Annotated in this window: 13 protein-coding genes; 9 read left to right on the forward strand and 4 right to left on the reverse strand. The window is 72.3% G+C overall.

Translation table 11 applies throughout. The features are described 5' to 3' along the window. The first annotated feature begins 214 nt into the window (after positions 1–214). Positions 215–631 carry a cobalamin B12-binding domain-containing protein gene (locus GCN81_RS07810; RefSeq protein WP_156723054.1) on the forward strand — a complete coding sequence of 139 codons (417 nt, stop codon included), beginning with the start codon at positions 215–217 and terminating at the stop codon, positions 629–631. Between the two features lie 112 nt (positions 632–743). On the opposite strand, the gene GCN81_RS07815 is transcribed toward GCN81_RS07810, so the two are convergent. Both GCN81_RS07815 and GCN81_RS07820 read right to left on the reverse strand, forming a co-directional pair. Then, positions 744–2,378: a DUF5691 domain-containing protein gene (locus GCN81_RS07815; RefSeq protein WP_156723055.1), complete on the reverse strand. Its 1,635-nt coding sequence runs from the start codon at positions 2,376–2,378 to the stop codon at positions 744–746. Between the two features lie 52 nt (positions 2,379–2,430). Next, positions 2,431–3,810, reverse strand: coding sequence for an SWIM zinc finger family protein (locus tag GCN81_RS07820; protein ID WP_156723057.1), 1,380 nt, complete (start codon positions 3,808–3,810; stop codon positions 2,431–2,433). A gap of 132 nt (positions 3,811–3,942) precedes the next feature. On the opposite strand from GCN81_RS07820, the gene GCN81_RS07825 reads away from it, so the two are divergent. The 7 genes from GCN81_RS07825 to sucD all read left to right on the forward strand — a co-directional run bounded on the left by GCN81_RS07825 (position 3,943) and on the right by sucD (position 13,398). Then, positions 3,943–5,028 carry an ATP-binding protein gene (locus tag GCN81_RS07825; RefSeq protein ID WP_156723059.1) on the forward strand — a complete coding sequence of 362 codons (1,086 nt, stop codon included), beginning with the start codon at positions 3,943–3,945 and terminating at the stop codon, positions 5,026–5,028. Continuing rightward, a complete protein-coding gene (locus GCN81_RS07830; RefSeq protein ID WP_231626468.1) occupies positions 5,025–7,649 on the forward strand; it encodes a DUF5682 family protein in 2,625 nt (874 codons plus the stop codon). Before GCN81_RS07825 ends, GCN81_RS07830 begins: the two co-directional genes overlap by 4 nt. A 5-nt stretch (positions 7,650–7,654) precedes the next feature. Beyond that, positions 7,655–8,815: a VWA domain-containing protein gene (locus GCN81_RS07835; protein ID WP_231626472.1), complete on the forward strand. Its 1,161-nt coding sequence runs from the start codon at positions 7,655–7,657 to the stop codon at positions 8,813–8,815. Positions 8,816–8,907: 92 nt separating this feature from the next. Next, a complete protein-coding gene (locus GCN81_RS07840; RefSeq protein ID WP_156723063.1) occupies positions 8,908–9,987 on the forward strand; it encodes a hypothetical protein in 1,080 nt (359 codons plus the stop codon). Between the two features lie 96 nt (positions 9,988–10,083). Further along, complete coding sequence (locus GCN81_RS07845) at positions 10,084–10,941, forward strand: hypothetical protein (protein WP_156723065.1); 858 nt, start codon at positions 10,084–10,086, stop codon at positions 10,939–10,941. A gap of 367 nt (positions 10,942–11,308) precedes the next feature. Next, positions 11,309–12,493, forward strand: coding sequence for an ADP-forming succinate--CoA ligase subunit beta (gene sucC / locus GCN81_RS07850; protein ID WP_156723067.1), 1,185 nt, complete (start codon positions 11,309–11,311; stop codon positions 12,491–12,493). 20 nt (positions 12,494–12,513) lie between these two features. Further along, positions 12,514–13,398: a succinate--CoA ligase subunit alpha gene (sucD, locus tag GCN81_RS07855; RefSeq protein WP_156723069.1), complete on the forward strand. Its 885-nt coding sequence runs from the start codon at positions 12,514–12,516 to the stop codon at positions 13,396–13,398. A gap of 60 nt (positions 13,399–13,458) precedes the next feature. On the opposite strand, the gene GCN81_RS07860 is transcribed toward sucD, so the two are convergent. Then, complete coding sequence (locus GCN81_RS07860) at positions 13,459–14,652, reverse strand: helix-turn-helix domain-containing protein (protein ID WP_156723071.1); 1,194 nt, start codon at positions 14,650–14,652, stop codon at positions 13,459–13,461. 171 nt (positions 14,653–14,823) lie between these two features. Between GCN81_RS07860 and GCN81_RS07865 the strand changes: the two genes are divergently transcribed. Next, the gene (locus GCN81_RS07865; protein ID WP_156723073.1) at positions 14,824–16,317 is read left to right on the forward strand and encodes a cell division protein PerM; all 1,494 of its coding nucleotides are present in this window, start codon (positions 14,824–14,826) and stop codon (positions 16,315–16,317) included. Between the two features lie 78 nt (positions 16,318–16,395). On the opposite strand, the gene GCN81_RS07870 is transcribed toward GCN81_RS07865, so the two are convergent. After that, positions 16,396–17,241 carry a hypothetical protein gene (locus GCN81_RS07870; protein WP_407697950.1) on the reverse strand — a complete coding sequence of 282 codons (846 nt, stop codon included), beginning with the start codon at positions 17,239–17,241 and terminating at the stop codon, positions 16,396–16,398. Positions 17,242–17,251: the final 10 nt, after the last annotated feature.

Genomic DNA, 17,251 nt, shown 5'->3' on the forward strand with positions numbered 1-17,251 from the left:
TGGTGCGTGCGGTAGCAGGCGCTAGCGAACGTGTCCCTTCGTGTGATTTCCCCCTCCCTCTCCACCGCGAAACTGCCGGGTAGGGGATGCTGGAGATAACGTTCGTTCACATGGTCCTGGGTTGCGCCCGGTCAGTGTGTCTGCGGGGTAACCCGCCGTGTCCACTGGGTGACGCTCGGTATATCTCGGCAAATGTCGGTACATGGAGGCAGTGATGGGTGTGGCAACCGGCCCGATCCGCGTGGTGGTCGCCAAGCCAGGTCTCGACGGGCACGATCGCGGGGCCAAGGTGATCGCGCGTGCGCTGCGCGATGCCGGTATGGAGGTCATCTACACCGGTCTGCACCAGACGCCCGAGCAGATCGTCGACACGGCTATCCAGGAGGACGCTGACGCGATCGGCCTCTCCATCCTCTCGGGTGCGCACAACACGCTGTTCGCGAAGGTGATCGAGCTGCTGCGGGAGCGCGACGCGGAGGACATCAAGGTCTTCGGCGGCGGGATCATCCCGGAGGCGGACATCGCGCCGCTCAAGGCGCAGGGCGTCTCGGAGATCTTCACCCCGGGTGCGACGACGAAGTCGATCGTGGACTGGGTTCGCGCGAACGTCCGGCTCCCGGCCGAGGCGTAGGGGTAGGGGTAGGGGTTTCCTTCCCGCCCCGCCCGATCAGGGGCGAGGTGGGCGGACGCCTGCGACCCGCGGCCTACGACCCGCGGCCTGCGGATGCGGTCTGCGGGCCTTGCTAGGTTCCCGTGAGCTCCCTTCGCATCGCCGCCCGCAAGCGCAACGTGCTCACCAGTCGCTGGAACGCCTCCGACCAGTACCCCACGGCCCCTGGCGCTCCGTCCTCCGGCTCGTCCGGTATCGCGGCCAGGGACTCCAGACGGTCGGCCTCGACCGGGTCCAGGCAGCGTTCCGCCAGGCCCATCACCCCGCTGAAGCTCCATGGATAACTCCCCGCGTCCCGCGCGATGTTGAGCGCGTCGACCACCGCGTGGCCGAGCGGCTGAGACCAGGGCACCGCGCACCCGCCGAGCAGCTGGAACGCCTCGGACAGGCCGTGCGCCGCGATGAAACCGGCGACCCAGTCCGCCCGCTCATCGGCGGGCAGCGCGGCCAGCAGCTTGGCGCGCTCGGCGAGCGACACCGCACCTGGGCCGCTCGCACCCGGCGCCGCGGGTGTGCCGAGCAGGGCCCGGGACCATGGCGCGTCCTGCTGGCGTACGGCGGCCCTGCACCACGCGCCGTGCAGCTCGCTCTGCCAGTCGTCGGCGACCGGCAGCGCCACCATCTGCTCCGGCGTACGGTCGCCCAGCCGCGCCGACCAGGAGGCGAGGGGCGTTGCCTCCACCACCTGGCCCAGCCACCAGGCACGGCGGCCCCGCCCGGACGGTGGATTCGGCGTGACGCCGTCCCGCTCCATGGCCGCGTCGCACTCGTGCGGCGCCTCCACCACCAGCTTGCCGTCCGTCCGGTCCAGCGCGACACAGGTCGCGGCGCGGGCCGCCATCCGTGCTGCCAGGGCCGATCCGGGCAAGGCGGAGAGCAGTTCGGCAGCGGTCGCCCGGACGTTACGGCTGCGGTCGGTGAGCGCCTGCTCCAGAAACGGCTCGTCGGCGTCCCCCAGGCCGACGCGGAGAGAGTCAAGGAACATCAGCCGGTCCTCGGCCCGCTCGGTCGTCCAAGTGGTGGCGAGCAGGTCGCGCGCGGTGGCCGCGTCATGTGCTCGTACGGCGCTGAGCAGCGCCACTCGCTCCGCGAACAGGCCCTCCTCCCAGAGCCGTTGGACCTCCGCCGTCTCTTCGGGGGCGGGTAGCTCGGCACCGCCCGGGGTCGCGCGCAGTGCGAACTTCCAGTCGGCGTTGAGCCGGGCCAGCCACAGCGCACGCGGCCCCGCGAAGGCCAGCGCCTGCGGCCGCAGATCCGTACGCGCACGGGCCGCGTCGAGCAACGCGGGGAGTGCCTCCGGGGGTGCGGCATAGCCGTGCTCGTTCGCCAGGGCCAGCCACTGCGGCAGCAGCTCTGTCAGGTCGGGTGCCGCACCGCGCCGCCCGCCTCCGCCGCCCCCGGGGCGGCCGGTCAGCAGCATCGCGAGCCGGTTCCTGGCGGCGGTGGGCAGCACCGGCCGAGCGTCGGGCGTGGCCAACGCCGGTGGGGCGGCGGCGGGGGCGGCACACAGGCCCGCCCTGCGCCGCACGGTGTGCGCGGCCGCCGCGTCCAGGAGCGCGCTCGGGGCGTCCTTGCCGGGGACGGCGACCGGTGGTGTTCGCCGCTCGGTCCCGAGCAGGGCTGAGGTGACGAGCTCCTCCCACTCCTGCCAGCTGGCAGGGCTGTTGGCGCTGTTGTTGCTGCTGGTGGCCGTGCCGGTGCTGGTCATCGGGCCTCCCGTGCGGGGTGGACGAGGTCTGGGCTGTACGGCGTCGCGTGCGTCAGCACAGGGGGACCGCCTCTCCTGCGGGGTCCGGCCAGGCGGTAAGGGGGGTGAAGCCTCGGTGGCCGCACTCGCCGAAGACCGTGACCGGGGATCCGCCCGAGAGCGCGGCGAGTTTCCACCGGCCGGGGTGGGTCAGGGCCGCCGGTGTCAGGGGGAGCGCCGACTTGCCTTCCGCGTCGGCCAGTTGCCAACTGTCGCCGACTGGAGTCGGTATGACCCCCTGGAGGGTGACCGGCCAGGAATCCAGCCAGGGGTCGTCCCGCAGCGCGGTGCCGTAGGCAGCCGCGGCCTCCCACGGGCCCAGCCCCGGCGGACGCGCGGAGGTGGGTTCGGGCGCGGCGAAGCGCTCGCCCAGACCCGCGCGCGGCTGCCCGCCTCCTGGATGTGGGGACAGCTCGGCGTCGAGCGACAGGCCGACCGGCAGCGCGAGCTCCGGTGCCCGCCCGGCCGCCCCGAAGGACAGCAGCAGCGCCGTACGCCCGGACTCGGTGCCGTACAGCCATATCCGGCGCGTCGTGAGCTTGGCGTCGGCCGTGTCGTACTGCGCGAGAACCAGCCACCGGTCCCGCACCGGCGGCCCCTCGGGTGTGGTGGTCAGCCCGATCCGCGCGCGGACCGTCGCGGCCAGCGGCTCGGGCAGCCGCTCCCGGCGCAGCCACGCCTGGTCCAGCAGATGCAGCAGCGCGCACTCCTCCAGCAGCCGCATCGGCCAGCCTGGCCCCGATGCCGGGATGGCACCCAGCTCCCGCACCCGCGAGGCGAGCCCCGGCGCCTGCGCGTCGACCATGCGCCGGGCCGTCTCCTCCCACATGCCGTACCCCGCCCGCTCCGCCGTGGCGAGGCCGCCCCGGAGCAGGTCCGTCAGCCGCTGCTCCAGCTCCGTCGCACCCGCGCTGATCCGCTCGGCCCGGCGCTCCGCCCTGCGTCGGGCCGCCTCCGGATCAGCGGACCTGGCCGCGTCCGCCCCGGTTCCGCTCTTCTTCTCCGCCCGCGTGCGACGCCCGGCCAGCCACTGCTCGGCCCACTCAGGCGCTGAGGCGTCTGGTGCCGACGCGCTTGGTGCCGAGGCGTCTGGTACCGCGCCGTCGTCGCCCGCCCACAGCAGCAGTAGTCCCAGCGCGTGCTTGCACGGGAACTTCCGGCTGGGGCAACTGCACTTGTACGCCGGGCCCGTGGTGTCCGCGACATCCACGACCGTCTGATACGGCTTGCTGCCGCTGCCCTTGCACAGTCCCCACACCGCCCCCTCTCCCGAGCTTCCCGTCTCCGACCACGGCCCGGCCACGCCGAGTTTGCTTCCCGCCTTGCGTGACGACGCGTCAGGCGCCAATGCCAGCACCTGCTCAGCCGTCCAGCGAACCCCCTGCTGAGTCATGTCTGCGACGGTAGGCCCCGCCACTGACAACGGCCGTGCGTACCTTTCTGACCTGCGCAGACGGTCGATTGTCAGTGGCGTGGTGCACGGTGGTCACACAGCCGGAAAGCTGTCGGAACCTGAGGGGGACTCATGACCAACGACGCCCTGCGGCCGCACGCCGAGAACGCGTTCGCGCACGAACTCACCGCACTCGCCGCGGCCGACGACCGACCCCGGCCCGCTCGTTGGCGCCTCTCGCCCTGGGCCGTGGCGACCTATCTGCTCGGCGGCACGCTCCCGGACGGGACCGTGATCACACCCAAGTACGTGGGCCCGCGTCGCCTCGTCGAGGTCGCGGTCACCACACTCGCCACCGACCGCGCACTGCTGCTGCTCGGAGTGCCGGGTACCGCGAAGACCTGGGTCTCGGAGCATCTGGCCGCGGCGATCAGCGGCGACTCCACCCTGCTGGTGCAGGGCACGGCCGGTACGCCGGAAGAGGCCATACGGTACGGCTGGAACTACGCGCAGCTGCTCGCGCACGGCCCCAGCCGGGACGCGCTGGTTCCGAGCCCGGTCATGCGGGCCATGACCGAGGGCATGACCGCGCGGGTCGAGGAGCTCACCCGTATCCCGGCCGACGTCCAGGACACCCTGATCACGATCCTGTCCGAGAAGACGCTGCCCATCCCGGAGTTGGGCCAGGAGGCGCAGGCCGTCCGCGGGTTCAACCTCATCGCCACGGCGAACGATCGCGACCGCGGGGTCAACGACCTGTCCAGCGCCCTGCGCCGCCGCTTCAACACCGTCGTGCTGCCGCTGCCGGAGAGTGTTGAGGCCGAGGTCGACATCGTCTCCCGCCGCGTCGACCAGATCGGCCGTTCGATCGACCTGCCCGCCGGGCCGGACGGCATCGACGAGATCCGCCGCGTCGTCACCGTCTTCCGCGAGCTGCGCGACGGCATCACCGCGGACGGGCGGACCAAGCTGAAATCGCCCAGCGGCACCCTGTCCACCGCCGAGGCCATCTCCGTGGTCACCGGCGGACTCGCCCTGGCGGCGCACTTCGGTGACGGAGTGCTGCGTCCCGGCGACGTGGCGGCCGGAATCCTCGGCTCCGTCGTCCGTGACCCGGCCGCGGACCGCGTCATCTGGCAGGAGTACCTGGAGGCGGTCGTCCGCGAGCGCGATGGCTGGAAGGACTTCTACCGCGCCTGCCGGGAGGTGACGGCGTGAGTGTCGCGGGGACGGCGGGCCGTGCGCCGACGGCGGACGGGGGTGGGCCCTGGGTGCTCGGTGTACGGCATCACGGGCCAGGCTCCGCGCGGGCGGTACGTGCCGCGCTCGAGGCGCGGCGGCCCGCGGCCGTACTGATCGAGGGCCCGCCGGAGGCCGACGCGCTGGTAGAGCTGGCCGCCGACGACGGGATGAGCCCACCCGTCGCGCTCCTGGCCCATGTCACGGACGATCCCGGGCGCTCCGCGTTCTGGCCGTTCGCCGGGTTCTCCCCGGAGTGGGTGGCGATCCGCTGGGCGCTGGAGCACGGCGTTCCGGCCCGCTTCATCGACCTCCCGGCGGCCCACACGCTGGCGCGGAAGCCGGATGAGCCGGATGGGCTGGATGAGTCGGACGAGCGCGACGCGGGTGCGGGCGCGGGGCTGCGGGTTGATCCGCTTGCCGCGCTGGCCGAGGCGGCGGGGTACGACGATCCGGAGCGCTGGTGGGAGGACGCCGTCGAGCACCGGGGCGCCGGGCCAGCCGCCGCCGATCCGCTCGCCCCGTTCGACGCGCTCGGGGACGCCATGACGGCCCTGCGCGAGGAGTACGGAGACGGCGGCCACCAGCGCGACCCAGGCCCTGTCTCCCCGGTCTCTGCGGGCCCGCGGCGCCATGCACGCACTCTCGCCGCACCGGGCACAAGCCCAAGTACATCCAGTACGAGGGCGTGCACCCGGCACGCCGAGAGCACGCACCTGACGCCGCAGGCTGTTCCGCAGAGACCGGCGAGACAGGACCTGGTGCGCGAGGCGTATATGCGGCTTCAGGTGCGGGCGGCACGCCGTGAGTTCGACGACCGGATCGCGGTCGTCTGCGGCGCCTGGCATGTCCCCGCGCTCACGGCGAAGAGCACCGTCGCCGCCGACCGCGCCCTGCTCAAGGGCCTGCCGAAGGCCAAGGTCGACCTGACCTGGGTGCCCTGGACCCACCGCCGCCTCGCCCGCGCCGGTGGCTACGGCGCCGGGATCGACTCACCCGGCTGGTACGCGCACCTCTTCGGCTCACCCGACCGGCCGTTGGAGCGCTGGATGACCAAGGTCGCCGGTCTGCTGCGGGACGAGGACCAGCCGGTGTCGTCGGCGCATGTCATCGAGGCGGTCCGGCTCGCCGACACCCTCGCCGCGATGCGCGGCAGGCCACTGCCGGGCCTGTCCGAGACGACGGACGCGGTACGGGCCGTGATGTGCGAGGGGTCCGACATCCCGCTCGCGCTGGTGCGGGACCGGCTCATCGTCGGAGACGTCCTGGGTGAGGTGCCCGCGTCGGCACCCGCCGTGCCGTTGCAGCGTGACCTGACCCGACTCCAGCGGACGCTACGGCTCAAACCAGAGGCGCTGGAGCGGGAGGTGGACCTCGACCTGCGCAAGGAGACCGACGCCGCGCGCAGCCGACTGCTGCACCGGCTGCGGCTGCTCGGCATCGACTGGGGCGAGCCCGCGCGGTCGGCGCGCAGCACGACCGGGACGTTCCGGGAGAGCTGGCGGCTGCGCTGGGAGCCCGAGCTGGCGGTGCGGATCGCCGAGGCGGGCATCTGGGGCACCACGGTGGATGCCGCGGCGACGGCGAAGGCCGAGGCGGACGCGGTCGGCGCGACGGCGCTCGCCGACGTCACCGCGCTGGCCGAGCGGTGCCTGCTCGCCGAACTGCCGGACGCGCTCCCGGTGGTGATGAAGGTCCTGGCCGACCGGGCGGCCCTGGACACGGACGTCGGACAGCTCGCCCAGGCCCTGCCCGCCCTGGTCCGCTCCCTGCGCTACGGCGACGTCCGCGGCACCGGGACGCACGCCCTGGCCGAGGTCGCCGCGGGCCTCGCCGAACGCGTCTTCGTCGGCCTGCCTCCGGCGTGCGCCGCCCTGGACGCTGACGGAGCGGCCGAACTGCGCGGCCATGTGGACGCCGTACACACGGCGGTGGGGCTGCTCGGCGAAACCACGACGGCCGAAGGCGGCGGCACTGGCGGTACGGGTGGCACGGGCACGGGCCTGCGGGGGCGCTGGCACGCCGTGCTGGGGGTGCTCTCCGGGCGGGACACCGTGCCCGGGGTCATCCGGGGGCGGGCCGTGCGGTTGCTGCTGGACGATGGCGAGTTGGCGGACGACGCGGCGGCGCGGCTGATGGGGCTCGCCCTCTCCCCGGGTACGCCACCGGCCGACGCGGCCGCCTGGATCGAGGGGTTCGTCGGTGGCGGCTCGGGTGGCGGCATGCTACTGGTCCACGACGGGCGGCTGCTCGGCCTGGTGGACGCCTGGCTGAGCGGAGTGTCGGCGGAGGCCTTCACGGACGTACTGCCGCTGCTGCGCCGCACCTTCTCGGCGTACGAGCCCGGGGTGCGCCGCACCTTGGGGGAACTGGTCCGCCGCGGCCCCGAGGCTCCCGGGGTGCGCCCGGAGGCCGCGGCGCTCCCGGGGTTCGCGCCGGAACTCGACCAGGAGCGGGCCGACGCCGTCCTTCCGGTGCTTCGGCTGCTGCTGGGGTCTGTACCGGGGGCTGATGTCGCGAATCTGGCGGATGTCATGGATGCAGATGTCATGGATGCGGATGCCGTGGAGGGTAACGGCGTGGTGGAGGTGGCGGGCTGATGGGCGTGGACAGCAGCACTGAGGAGCGGATCAGGCGGTGGCGCCTGGTTCTAGGCGGAGAGTCCGCTGACGGCACCGGTTGCCAGCTAGCTGGCCAGGACGCGGCTATGGACGCGGCGCTCAGCGCCCTCTACGGCCAGGGGGAGCAGCCGGAGCAGGGGCGGCGGCGCGGCGCGGGGCTGGGGGCGTCGGCGCCGTCCGTCGCACGATGGCTTCGGGACATCCGGACGTATTTCCCCGCGTCCGTGGTGCAGGTGATGCAGCGCGACGCGATCGACCGGCTCGGGCTCTCCACGCTCCTCCTAGAGCCGGAGATGCTCGAAGCGGTCGAGGCGGATGTGCACCTCGTGGGCACCCTGCTCTCGCTCAACAAGGCCATGCCGGAGACGACGAAGGAGACCGCACGCGCTGTGGTCCGCAAGGTCGTCGACGACCTGGAGAAGCGCCTCGCCAGTCGCACCCGCGCCACACTCACCGGCGCCCTGGACCGCTCGGCCCGGATCAACCGGCCGCGCCACCGCGACATCGACTGGAACCGCACCATCGCGGCCAACCTCAAGAACTACCTGCCCGAATACGGCACGATCGTCCCCGAACGACTCGTCGGGTACGGCCGGGCGTCCCAGTCGGTGAAGAAGGAAGTGGTCCTCTGCATCGACCAGTCGGGCTCGATGGCCGCTTCCGTCGTGTACGCCTCCGTCTTCGGCGCCGTGCTCGCCTCCATGCGGTCCATCCAGACCCGCCTGGTCGTCTTCGACACGGCCGTCGTGGATCTCACCGACCAGCTTGACGATCCGGTCGACGTCCTCTTCGGCACCCAACTCGGCGGCGGCACCGACATCAACCGCGCGCTCGCGTACTGCCAGTCGCAGATCACCCGGCCCGCGGACACCGTGGTCGTGCTCATCTCCGACCTCTACGAAGGGGGAATACGCGACGAGATGCTGAAGCGGGTCGCGGCGATGAAGGCCTCGGGTGTGCAGTTCGTGACGCTGCTCGCGCTGTCGGACGAGGGCGCGCCCGCCTACGACCGGGAGCACGCGGCGGCGCTCGGTGCGCTCGGCGCACCGGCGTTCGCCTGCACCCCCGACCTCTTCCCGGAGGTGATGGCGGCGGCGATCGAGAAACGGCCCCTGCCCATACCGGACATGGCGACTCATCAGTAACAGGGGGCTTGCGCGAAGCCAGGAGTTCCATGCAAGGATCGGCGCGCGCCGCGTACGGAGCGGCATATTCCGCGATAGGAGTTCACCTCACCTTGACTGCCACAGCCACGCTTCGCCCTGCCGCCCGGCGCCTTGTGCGCTCGGTGGTCGGGTGGCGTGCGCTGCGGGTGGCCCTGTTCCTCAGCGGTCTGCTGGCGCTCGGCCTCATCGGCGCGGCACAGGCGCAGGCGTCTGAACTCGCGCCTGACGCGCCTGACGCTCCGGGCGAGTCCCGGCTCCTCGAGGCCGAGTCCGCCGCCGAGGCCGAGGCCGCGACCCCTGCCGAGGCCCTGACCGACGCGACCGAGGAGACGGAGGCGTTGGACTCCATACGTGAGACCGCGCAGCGGTCGACTGACGGTGCCGCGGCCGCCGTTTCCGACGCGGCCCAGGTGCCGGACGTGGCTTCGGACGTGGCTGACGTGGCTTCGGACGTGGTTTCGGACGTGGTTTCGGACGCGGCGCCGATCGACCGGGGCGCTGAGGTTGCCCGCGTCGTCGAGGGCGCTGGCGCCGCTGGTGGCGAGCGCCTTGGTGGTGTGGTGGGTGCCGTGGGTGCCCCGGTGAGGGACAGGCTGAGTGAGTCCGTCCAGGCTGTTGGTGACGGGCTGCGGTCCGTTTCTGAGACGGTGCGGCAGCCGGTGGACCGGAGGGTTGGGAGGCTGGTCGGGGAGGCCGTGCGGCCGGGCGCTGACGGTGACCCGGTGGCGGCTGAGCGGGGGCAGGTGAAGCGGGGCGGCGTGGACGCTGCCACCGACGCTGCCGATCTTTCCGCCGCCGCCTCCTCGCCGGTGGTGGAGCCGACGGCTACGTACAGGCCGCTGGACACCCGGGGCTTGGACGGCGGCTCCGTGATGAGCCGTGGCCACGCCGTCGTTGACGGGATCGTCGCCGTACCGCCGCATGCGTCGCTTCCGATTCGAATTCCGCTTCCGCGGCCATTGGTGCCGCAGCCGTTCGGCGTCGGTGCCCACGCGGTCGTGGACAGCGGCACTCAGCGCCACCACGGTGAGCCCCTTGCCGCCACCCTCTCCGGCGGCGCGTCCGTTCAGCTCGTCCCGGGACCCGGTGCCCCCGAGACGTACTCACCGGTCCGCGACCGGCACCGCGACATCCTCGAATTCCCCGGTTAGGGCAGGCCTTCCCCGCCGTCTGACCTGCCGCGCGGGGGCGGGACAGGTCTGCCCACCGAAGCACCCGAGTGCGAATTCGAAGGATCTGACGCAAGCATGAGCAAGCACAGCAGCAAGCACGCCAAGCCGAACACGGGCAGCGGGAACATCCGCCGCTCCATCGTGATAGCCGCGGGCGCCACCGGAATGATCGCGCTGGGCGCGGGCGCCGCGAACGCCACGGACCTCGGCAAGCTCCCCGTCTCCGTGCCGGTCAGCACGCCGGACGTCGACGATGCCAACACCCCCGAGACCTCGGACGCCACCGACACCGCCGACGCGGCCGGTCGGACCGGCGAGGCGCACACCCCGGAGTACGACCTGCCGGCCATCCCGGGCGCCCCCGAGGTCTCCACGCCTGACGCCGAGGCCACGGTCGACGCCGAGGTCGACTACCTCTTCGGCCCGCTGGCCGACTTCGCCCCGCAGCTCGTCGACGAGGCGCCGGGCCACGCCGACGACGTCGCGCGGACCGCGGGCCCGATCGTCGACGAGACCGCGTACGCCGTCCTGCCGCCGCTGGCCGTCGACGCGGTCCAGGCGGTGCTCCCGGTCGTCGAGCGGGCCGGAGGCGACGCCACCGGGCTCGCCGACGGCGTGGCGGGCGACGTGACGGGCAGCGCCGTGCCCTTCGCCCAGGACGCGACCGGCGAGGTGAAGCCCTACGCCGGTGCCGTCACCGGAGACGCGAAGGACTTCGCCGAGACGGTGGTGGCCCCGGTCAAGCCGCTCGCCAAGGGCGTCGGCGGCAACACCACCGATCTGGCGCAGAACGTGACGGGCGGCGCCGAGCCGGTCGCCGAGGGCGTCGTGGGAACCGTCACATCCGACGCCGAGCCGCTCGTCGAGAACATCGCGACCGGGACCCAGGGCGCGGTCTCGTCCGTCACCCCGAGCTACGTGCCCAGCTTCTGAGCCGATGAGGAGACAGGCAGACATACAGAGCTGAGCTCCTGACTAGCTGAAGTAGCTGATCGTGGGCCGGACAGCGGGACTCGTCAGCGCACCGGAGGGGACCCGGAAGCGTTTCGATCCGCCGTCTGGCCCACGATCTGTGACTGTAATCACCGCCGCAGTGTGATCTGCGATTTAGGGCCCCAGGGCCTGCGGCGATAATCTGCGAGACGGACATGCCGCGTCCACGGACACCGTGAGCGCCTTCCCTGTGACAGCGCCCGTCACGTTGCCCTTCGCGGCACGCCCACGCAGACAACGAATCGCAAGAGCGGCGATGCAGGCGATGCACACCGCTCGCGAGACCACTGAAAAGGGATGGACGCGCGTGGACCTGTTCGAGTACCAGGCGAGGGACCTCTTCGCCAAGCACGGTGTACCGGTGCTGGCCGGTGAAGTCATCGACACGCCTGAGGCGGCGCGCGCGGTGACCGAGCGTCTTGGCGGCAAGTCCGTCGTCAAGGCCCAGGTCAAGGTCGGTGGCCGTGGCAAGGCCGGTGGCGTGAAGCTGGCCGCCACACCGGACGAGGCCGTCGCCCGCGCGACGGACATCCTCGGCATGGACATCAAGGGCCACACGGTCCACAAGGTGATGATCGCCGAGACGGCTCCGGAGATCGCCGAGGAGTACTACGTCTCGTACCTCCTCGACCGCACGAACCGCACCTTCCTCGCCATGGCGTCCGTTCAGGGCGGCGTGGAGATCGAGGTCGTCGCGGAGGAGAACCCCGACGCCCTCGCGAAGGTCCCGGTGAACGCCAACGAAGGCGTGAGCATCGAGAAGGCCCGCGAGATCGTCGCCCAGGCGAAGTTCCCGGCCGAGGTCGCCGAGCAGGTCGCCGAGATCATGGTGACCCTGTGGGACACCTTCATCAAGGAGGACGCGCTCCTCGTTGAGGTCAACCCGCTGGCCAAGGTCGCCGACGGCCGTGTCATCGCCCTCGACGGCAAGGTCTCGCTCGACGAGAACGCCGAGTTCCGCCAGCCCGACCACGAGGCGCTCGAGGACAAGGCCGCAGCCAACCCGCTCGAGGCTGCCGCCAAGGCCAAGAACCTCAACTACGTCAAGCTGGACGGCGAGGTCGGCATCATCGGCAACGGCGCGGGTCTCGTGATGAGCACCCTCGACGTCGTCGCGTACGCCGGTGAGAAGCACAGCAACGTCAAGCCCGCCAACTTCCTCGACATCGGTGGCGGCGCCTCCGCCGAGGTCATGGCGAACGGCCTGGAGATCATCCTCGGCGACCCGGACGTCAAGTCCGTGTTCGTCAACGTCTTCGGTGGCATCACCGCCTGTGACGAGGTCGCCAACGGCATCGTGCAGGCCCTGGAGCTGCTGAAGTCCAAGGGCGAGGACGTCACCAAGCCGCTCGTCGTGCGCCTGGACGGCAACAACGCGGAGCTCGGTCGCAAGATCCTGAGCGACGCCAACCACCCGCTCGTGCAGCGCGTGGACACCATGGACGGCGCGGCCGACAAGGCCGCCGAGCTCGCCGCAGCGGCTGCGAAGTAAGGAAGAGGACTCAGACCACCATGGCTATCTTCCTCACCAAGGACAGCAAGGTCATCGTCCAGGGCATGACCGGTGCCACGGGCATGAAGCACACCAAGCTCATGCTCGGTGACGGCACCAACATCGTCGGCGGCGTGAACCCGCGCAAGGCCGGTACGTCCGTCGACTTCGACGGCACCGAGGTCCCCGTATTCGGGACCGTCGCCGAGGCGATGGAGAAGACGGGCGCCGACGTGTCCGTGCTCTTCGTGCCGCCCGCCTTCTCGAAGGCCGCCGTCGTCGAGGCGATCGACGCCGAGATCCCGCTGGCCGTCGTGATCACCGAGGGCATCGCCGTCCACGACTCGGCCGCGTTCTACGCGTACGCCGTCGAGAAGGGCAACAAGACCCGGATCATCGGCCCGAACTGCCCCGGCCTGATCACCCCCGGCCAGTCGAACGCGGGCATCATCCCGGGCGACATCACCAAGCCGGGCCGTATCGGCCTGGTCTCGAAGTCCGGCACGCTGACGTACCAGATGATGTACGAGCTCCGTGACATCGGCTTCTCCTCGGCCGTCGGCATCGGTGGCGACCCGGTCATCGGTACGACGCACATCGACGCCCTCGCGGCGTTCGAGGCCGACCCCGACACCGACCTGATCGTGATGATCGGCGAGATCGGCGGCGACGCCGAGGAGCGTGCGGCGGACTTCATCGCGAAGAACGTCACCAAGCCGGTCGTCGGCTACGTCGCGGGCTTCACCGCGCCCGAGGGCAAGACCATGGGCCACGCCGGCGCCATCGTCTCCGGCTCCTCCGGCACCGCCCAGGCGAAGAAGGAGGCCCTCGAGGCCGCGGGCGTCAAGGTCGGCAAGACCCCGACCGAGACCGCCAAGCTGGCACGCGAGGCGCTCACCGCCTGAGCGTCTTCCGGTACGTGTGGGCCCGTACTCCCTTTCGGGGGGTGCGGGCCCACACGCGTGCTAGTGGGCCTGCGGGATCAGTCGTTCCGGGCCGTTCATCGGTTCCGCCTTGAGCTTCTCGCGGAGCTCGCTGACCCGCTCGGACAGCTGGCCGGGCCCCATCCGCGGCGGCACCCCGCTGATCGTCTCGCCGGGGGCGCGGGGCGGCTCGTAGCGGGTCGGAGCGGTCGCCAGGGTCAGTGCGGAGGCCCCGACGATCAGCGCCGTGAACGCGATCGCCGCGCGGGTCCAGAACCGGGTCCGCTGCTCGCTCGCGCTACGGACCCGGCGTGCGGGCGGGGCGGCCAGCTTCTCGGAAGCGGCCAGCTCGGTGAGCCGCCGGTGCAGTTCCGGCGGGGCCGAGAGTTCGGGTAGCCGCTCGGCGACGGTCTCCCGGGCGTGCAGCAGCCGGTTCGCGGCGGCCGGAGTGGTGGCCTCCGTTTCGGCCGCGGTCTCGGGCAGGTCGAGTCCCACGCCGTCGTAGAGGACCAGGGTGCGCCGGTACGCGGGGGGCAGGCTGAGCAGTGTGCTGAGCAGCTCGCGGTCGTCGCGCGCGGCGGGTGGCGCGTCCGGGTGCCGGTGCGCGCTGCGGAGGCGGTGCCAGGGAGAGAGGGCGTACTCGTACGCCGCGGCCCGTACCCAGCCCACCGGGTCCCGGTCGGTCGCGACTTCTGGCCAGCGCTCCCAGGCCTGGTGGAAGGCCCGCTCCACGGATTCCTTGGCCAGCGCGCGCCGCCCGGTGAGCAGGTAGGTCTGGCGTACGAGGTCGGGGGCGCTGAAGGCGTAGAGGGCGTCGAACGCCTGGGCTGGGGTGAGGGGGAGATGGGGGGTGGGGGCGACGCCGCCCTCGGTGCCGGTGCCCGTGCCGGTGCCGGTGCCGGTGCCCGTGCCGGTGTCGGTGTCGGCGTCGGCGTTGGTGTCGGCGTTGGCGTCGGCGTTGGTGTTGGTGGTTTTGGTGGGAGCTGTCGTGTGGGTAGCTCTGGCGGGTTCTGCTTCCGCTTCCGCCTCTGCTTCAGTCAACGCCGCGGCGAGCAGTTCCGCGTAGGCCTCGAGGGTGCGGCCCCGGGGGCGGGTGCGGCCGGTCTCCCAGGACCGTACGGTCGCGCGGGTTACCCCCACCTCGGCGGCGACCTGGGCCTGGGTCAGCGCCTTCGACTCCCGCAGTCTGCGGCGTTCCTTCGGGGGCGGCAGGGAGGTGGCGGGGTTCTGGGGCATGTCGGACTCTCCACACCGTGGGCCTTAGGACCGTTTTCCGCAGGTTGGTGCGCCGAGCGCGGCACCATGCCGTACGGAAAAGTACATAAACGTATCTTGAGCGACACTTCCGGCATTCGCCTGTTACCCGGACGAAGCGCGTGTCGTTGGGAGCATGGCGGCGTGCCGCAGATGACCGATCACGCCCGTCGCGCGTCCCTGCTGTTCTCCGGCCTCGCGAAGCGCCGCCGAGTGCCCGGCCTGGCCACGTCGCTGCTCGGCGGCGTGATCGCCGCGGGCCTTGGGCTTGGCGCGCTCGCGGTTCTGGTGATGGGGCTGTGGATCAGCTCGCCCTATCCGGACAGTGGGCCCGGTGGCGCGCTGCGGGTCGCGGCGGGGCTGTGGCTGCTCGCCCATGGCGCCGAGTTGATCCGTACCGACACGTTGTCCGGTGTGCCCGCGCCGGTGGGGGTGACGCCGTTGCTGCTGGTCGCGCTGCCTGGCTGGCTGCTGCACCGGGCGGCGCGGGACGCGGTGGACGCGGCGGCCGAGGTGCGGGGCGCGCTGTGTGGGGTGGTCGCGGGGTATCTGCTGGTCGGTGCGGCCGCGACGGCGTACGCCATGGGTGGCTCGCTGCGGCCGGACGTGCGGAGCGCCGCGCTGCACCTGGTCGCCGTCGCGGTGCTCGCGGCGGCGGCCGGGGTGTGGACGGGGTACGGGCGGCCGCGTGGCCCGCTGCCGCCCGGGCTGCGGCGGGGCCTGGAGGTGCTGCCTGGTGGGCTGCGGTGGTTCCTGGTACGGGACCGGGGCGCGGTCGCGGGGCGGGCTGGGGCGGCCGGGGCGCTGGTGCTGCTCGGGGGTGGTGCGCTGTTGGTCGCGGTGTCCCTGGTGTGCCATATGGGGGCGGCGCAGGGGATGTTCTCGCAGGTCACGGGGGAGGGGGACTGGTCGGGGCGGTTCGCCGTGCTGTTGGTGGCGCTCGCGCTGGTGCCGAACGCGGTGGTGTGGGGTGCGGCGTATGGGCTTGGTCCCGGCTTCGCGCTGGGTACGGGGGAAGGCGGCGGGGGTGTCGTCTGGCCGCTCGCGGGGCCGTCCGTGGATGCGCTGCCGCCGTTTCCGCTGCTGGCGGCGATGCCGGACGCGGGTGCGGGTACGCCGTTGAACTGGGCGGCGGTGGGGGTGGCGGTCGCGTCAGGGGTGGCGGTGGGGTGGTTCACCGTGCGGGGCGACGACGCTGTCCGGCCTGTGGGCCGGTCCGTGGGGGAGACGGCGCTGGTGGCGGTCTTCGCGGCGGGGTTGTGCGGGGTGGGGGTGGGGGCGCTCGCGGGTCTCTCGGGTGGGCCGCTCGGGGTGGGGGGACTGGCGTCGTTTGGGCCGGTGTGGTGGCAGGTGGGGGGCGCGGCGCTGGGATGGGGTGGGGTGGTGGGGGTGCCGGTGGCTTTGGGGCGGCGGTGGTGGTTTGGGCGGGGTGAGCCTGTTTCCGGTTCGGCCGCTGTCCCGGAGGCCGCCGCTGTCCCGGCGGCCGCGTCGGGGCCCGGCTCCGATGTCGACTCCGGCTTTGAGCTGTACGACTTTCTGGAGGTGGGGGCTGAGGTCAAGGATTCATCCCCCACCCCGCCCCTTCCCGAGAGTCCTCAAGCGCTGGACAGGCTTGCTCAACCGTCTCCCGGTCCCGACCGAGCTTAAGAATGGCCTCAAACGCCGACCGGGCTGGATTTTGCGGGGCAGGCTGGGGAAGCGCGTAGTGGGTGGGGTGGAGGAGCCCTAGTCCTGCTCGCCTAGGAGGGGGCGGAGTTCTTCAGGGAGGAGGGACTCGCAGGAATCCTTGGCCGCGTTGGTGAGAGCGTCGTTTACGCAGGTGTAGTAGTCGCGGTAGACGATCTGCGCCGTGAAGGTCGCGGCGACGATCGAGAGCGCGAGGCCCGCTGTGACCAGGCCCGCTACCGCCGCGGTCGTCTGGGGCCTGCCGGGCGCCTTGGGGGGTGTCGCGGGCGTGGTGGGGGTGCTGGGTTCGGCCGTGGCCGTGGCGGAGGTGCTCGGCTTCGTCGGGTCGGGCTTGGCCCGTAGGGCGGCGATCCCCCAGTGCACGGCGAGCGCGCCGAGCAGCAGCGCGACGTACGGCCAGCTGAACAGGGCGAAGAAGAACGCCCACATGCCCGCGAGCAGCGCGTACCTGGCGCGCCGTTGCGTGGGGTCGGTGGGGTCCCAGCGTGAGCCGCCCGGGCCGCCGGAGCCGCCGGGGCCGTCCTGCGCGCCGGGCTTCTGGCCGAAGCCGCCAGGGGAACGGCCGGGCTGGCGGTTGCTCCACCGGCCGCGACCCCGGCGTGAGTCACCCGCGCCGCCGTCGCCGCCTCTGGCGCCGTTCTCGGGGTGCCGGGGCTGCCAAGGCTGGTCGGGGCTGCCCTCTGGCGGCGGTGCGAAGGGGTTGTCCTCACGCGACGAGTCGCCCGCGTCACGCGCGTCCTGTGGGTCCCGCGAGCCCTGCTCTCCCTGCGCCTGTCCCTGCGCCTGTCCCTGCGGGTCCTGAGGGTCGTGCGAACCCTTCGGAGCGCCCGATTCGGGCTCGCCCTGCGGAGTGGAGGACAAGGGTGAGGGCTGTCGGTCCGGCATCAGGTGTGCG

The organism is Streptomyces apocyni (assembly GCF_009739465.1).
Taxonomy (GTDB): Bacteria; Actinomycetota; Actinomycetes; order Streptomycetales; family Streptomycetaceae; genus Streptomyces; species Streptomyces apocyni.

Bases quoted from the DNA above. Each gene is read 5' to 3' on its own strand.
- GCN81_RS07810 (WP_156723054.1), top strand. From the start codon at position 215: ATGGGTGTGGCAACCGGCCCGATCCGCGTGGTGGTCGCCAAGCCAGGT.
- GCN81_RS07815 (WP_156723055.1), bottom strand. From the start codon at position 2,378: ATGACCAGCACCGGCACGGCCACCAGCAGCAACAACAGCGCCAACAGC.
- GCN81_RS07820 (WP_156723057.1), bottom strand. From the start codon at position 3,810: ATGACTCAGCAGGGGGTTCGCTGGACGGCTGAGCAGGTGCTGGCATTG.
- GCN81_RS07825 (WP_156723059.1), top strand. From the start codon at position 3,943: ATGACCAACGACGCCCTGCGGCCGCACGCCGAGAACGCGTTCGCGCAC.
- GCN81_RS07845 (WP_156723065.1), top strand. From the start codon at position 10,084: ATGAGCAAGCACAGCAGCAAGCACGCCAAGCCGAACACGGGCAGCGGG.
- sucD (WP_156723069.1), top strand. From the start codon at position 12,514: ATGGCTATCTTCCTCACCAAGGACAGCAAGGTCATCGTCCAGGGCATG.
- GCN81_RS07860 (WP_156723071.1), bottom strand. From the start codon at position 14,652: ATGCCCCAGAACCCCGCCACCTCCCTGCCGCCCCCGAAGGAACGCCGC.
- GCN81_RS07865 (WP_156723073.1), top strand. From the start codon at position 14,824: ATGACCGATCACGCCCGTCGCGCGTCCCTGCTGTTCTCCGGCCTCGCG.
- GCN81_RS07870 (WP_407697950.1), bottom strand. From the start codon at position 17,241: ATGCCGGACCGACAGCCCTCACCCTTGTCCTCCACTCCGCAGGGCGAG.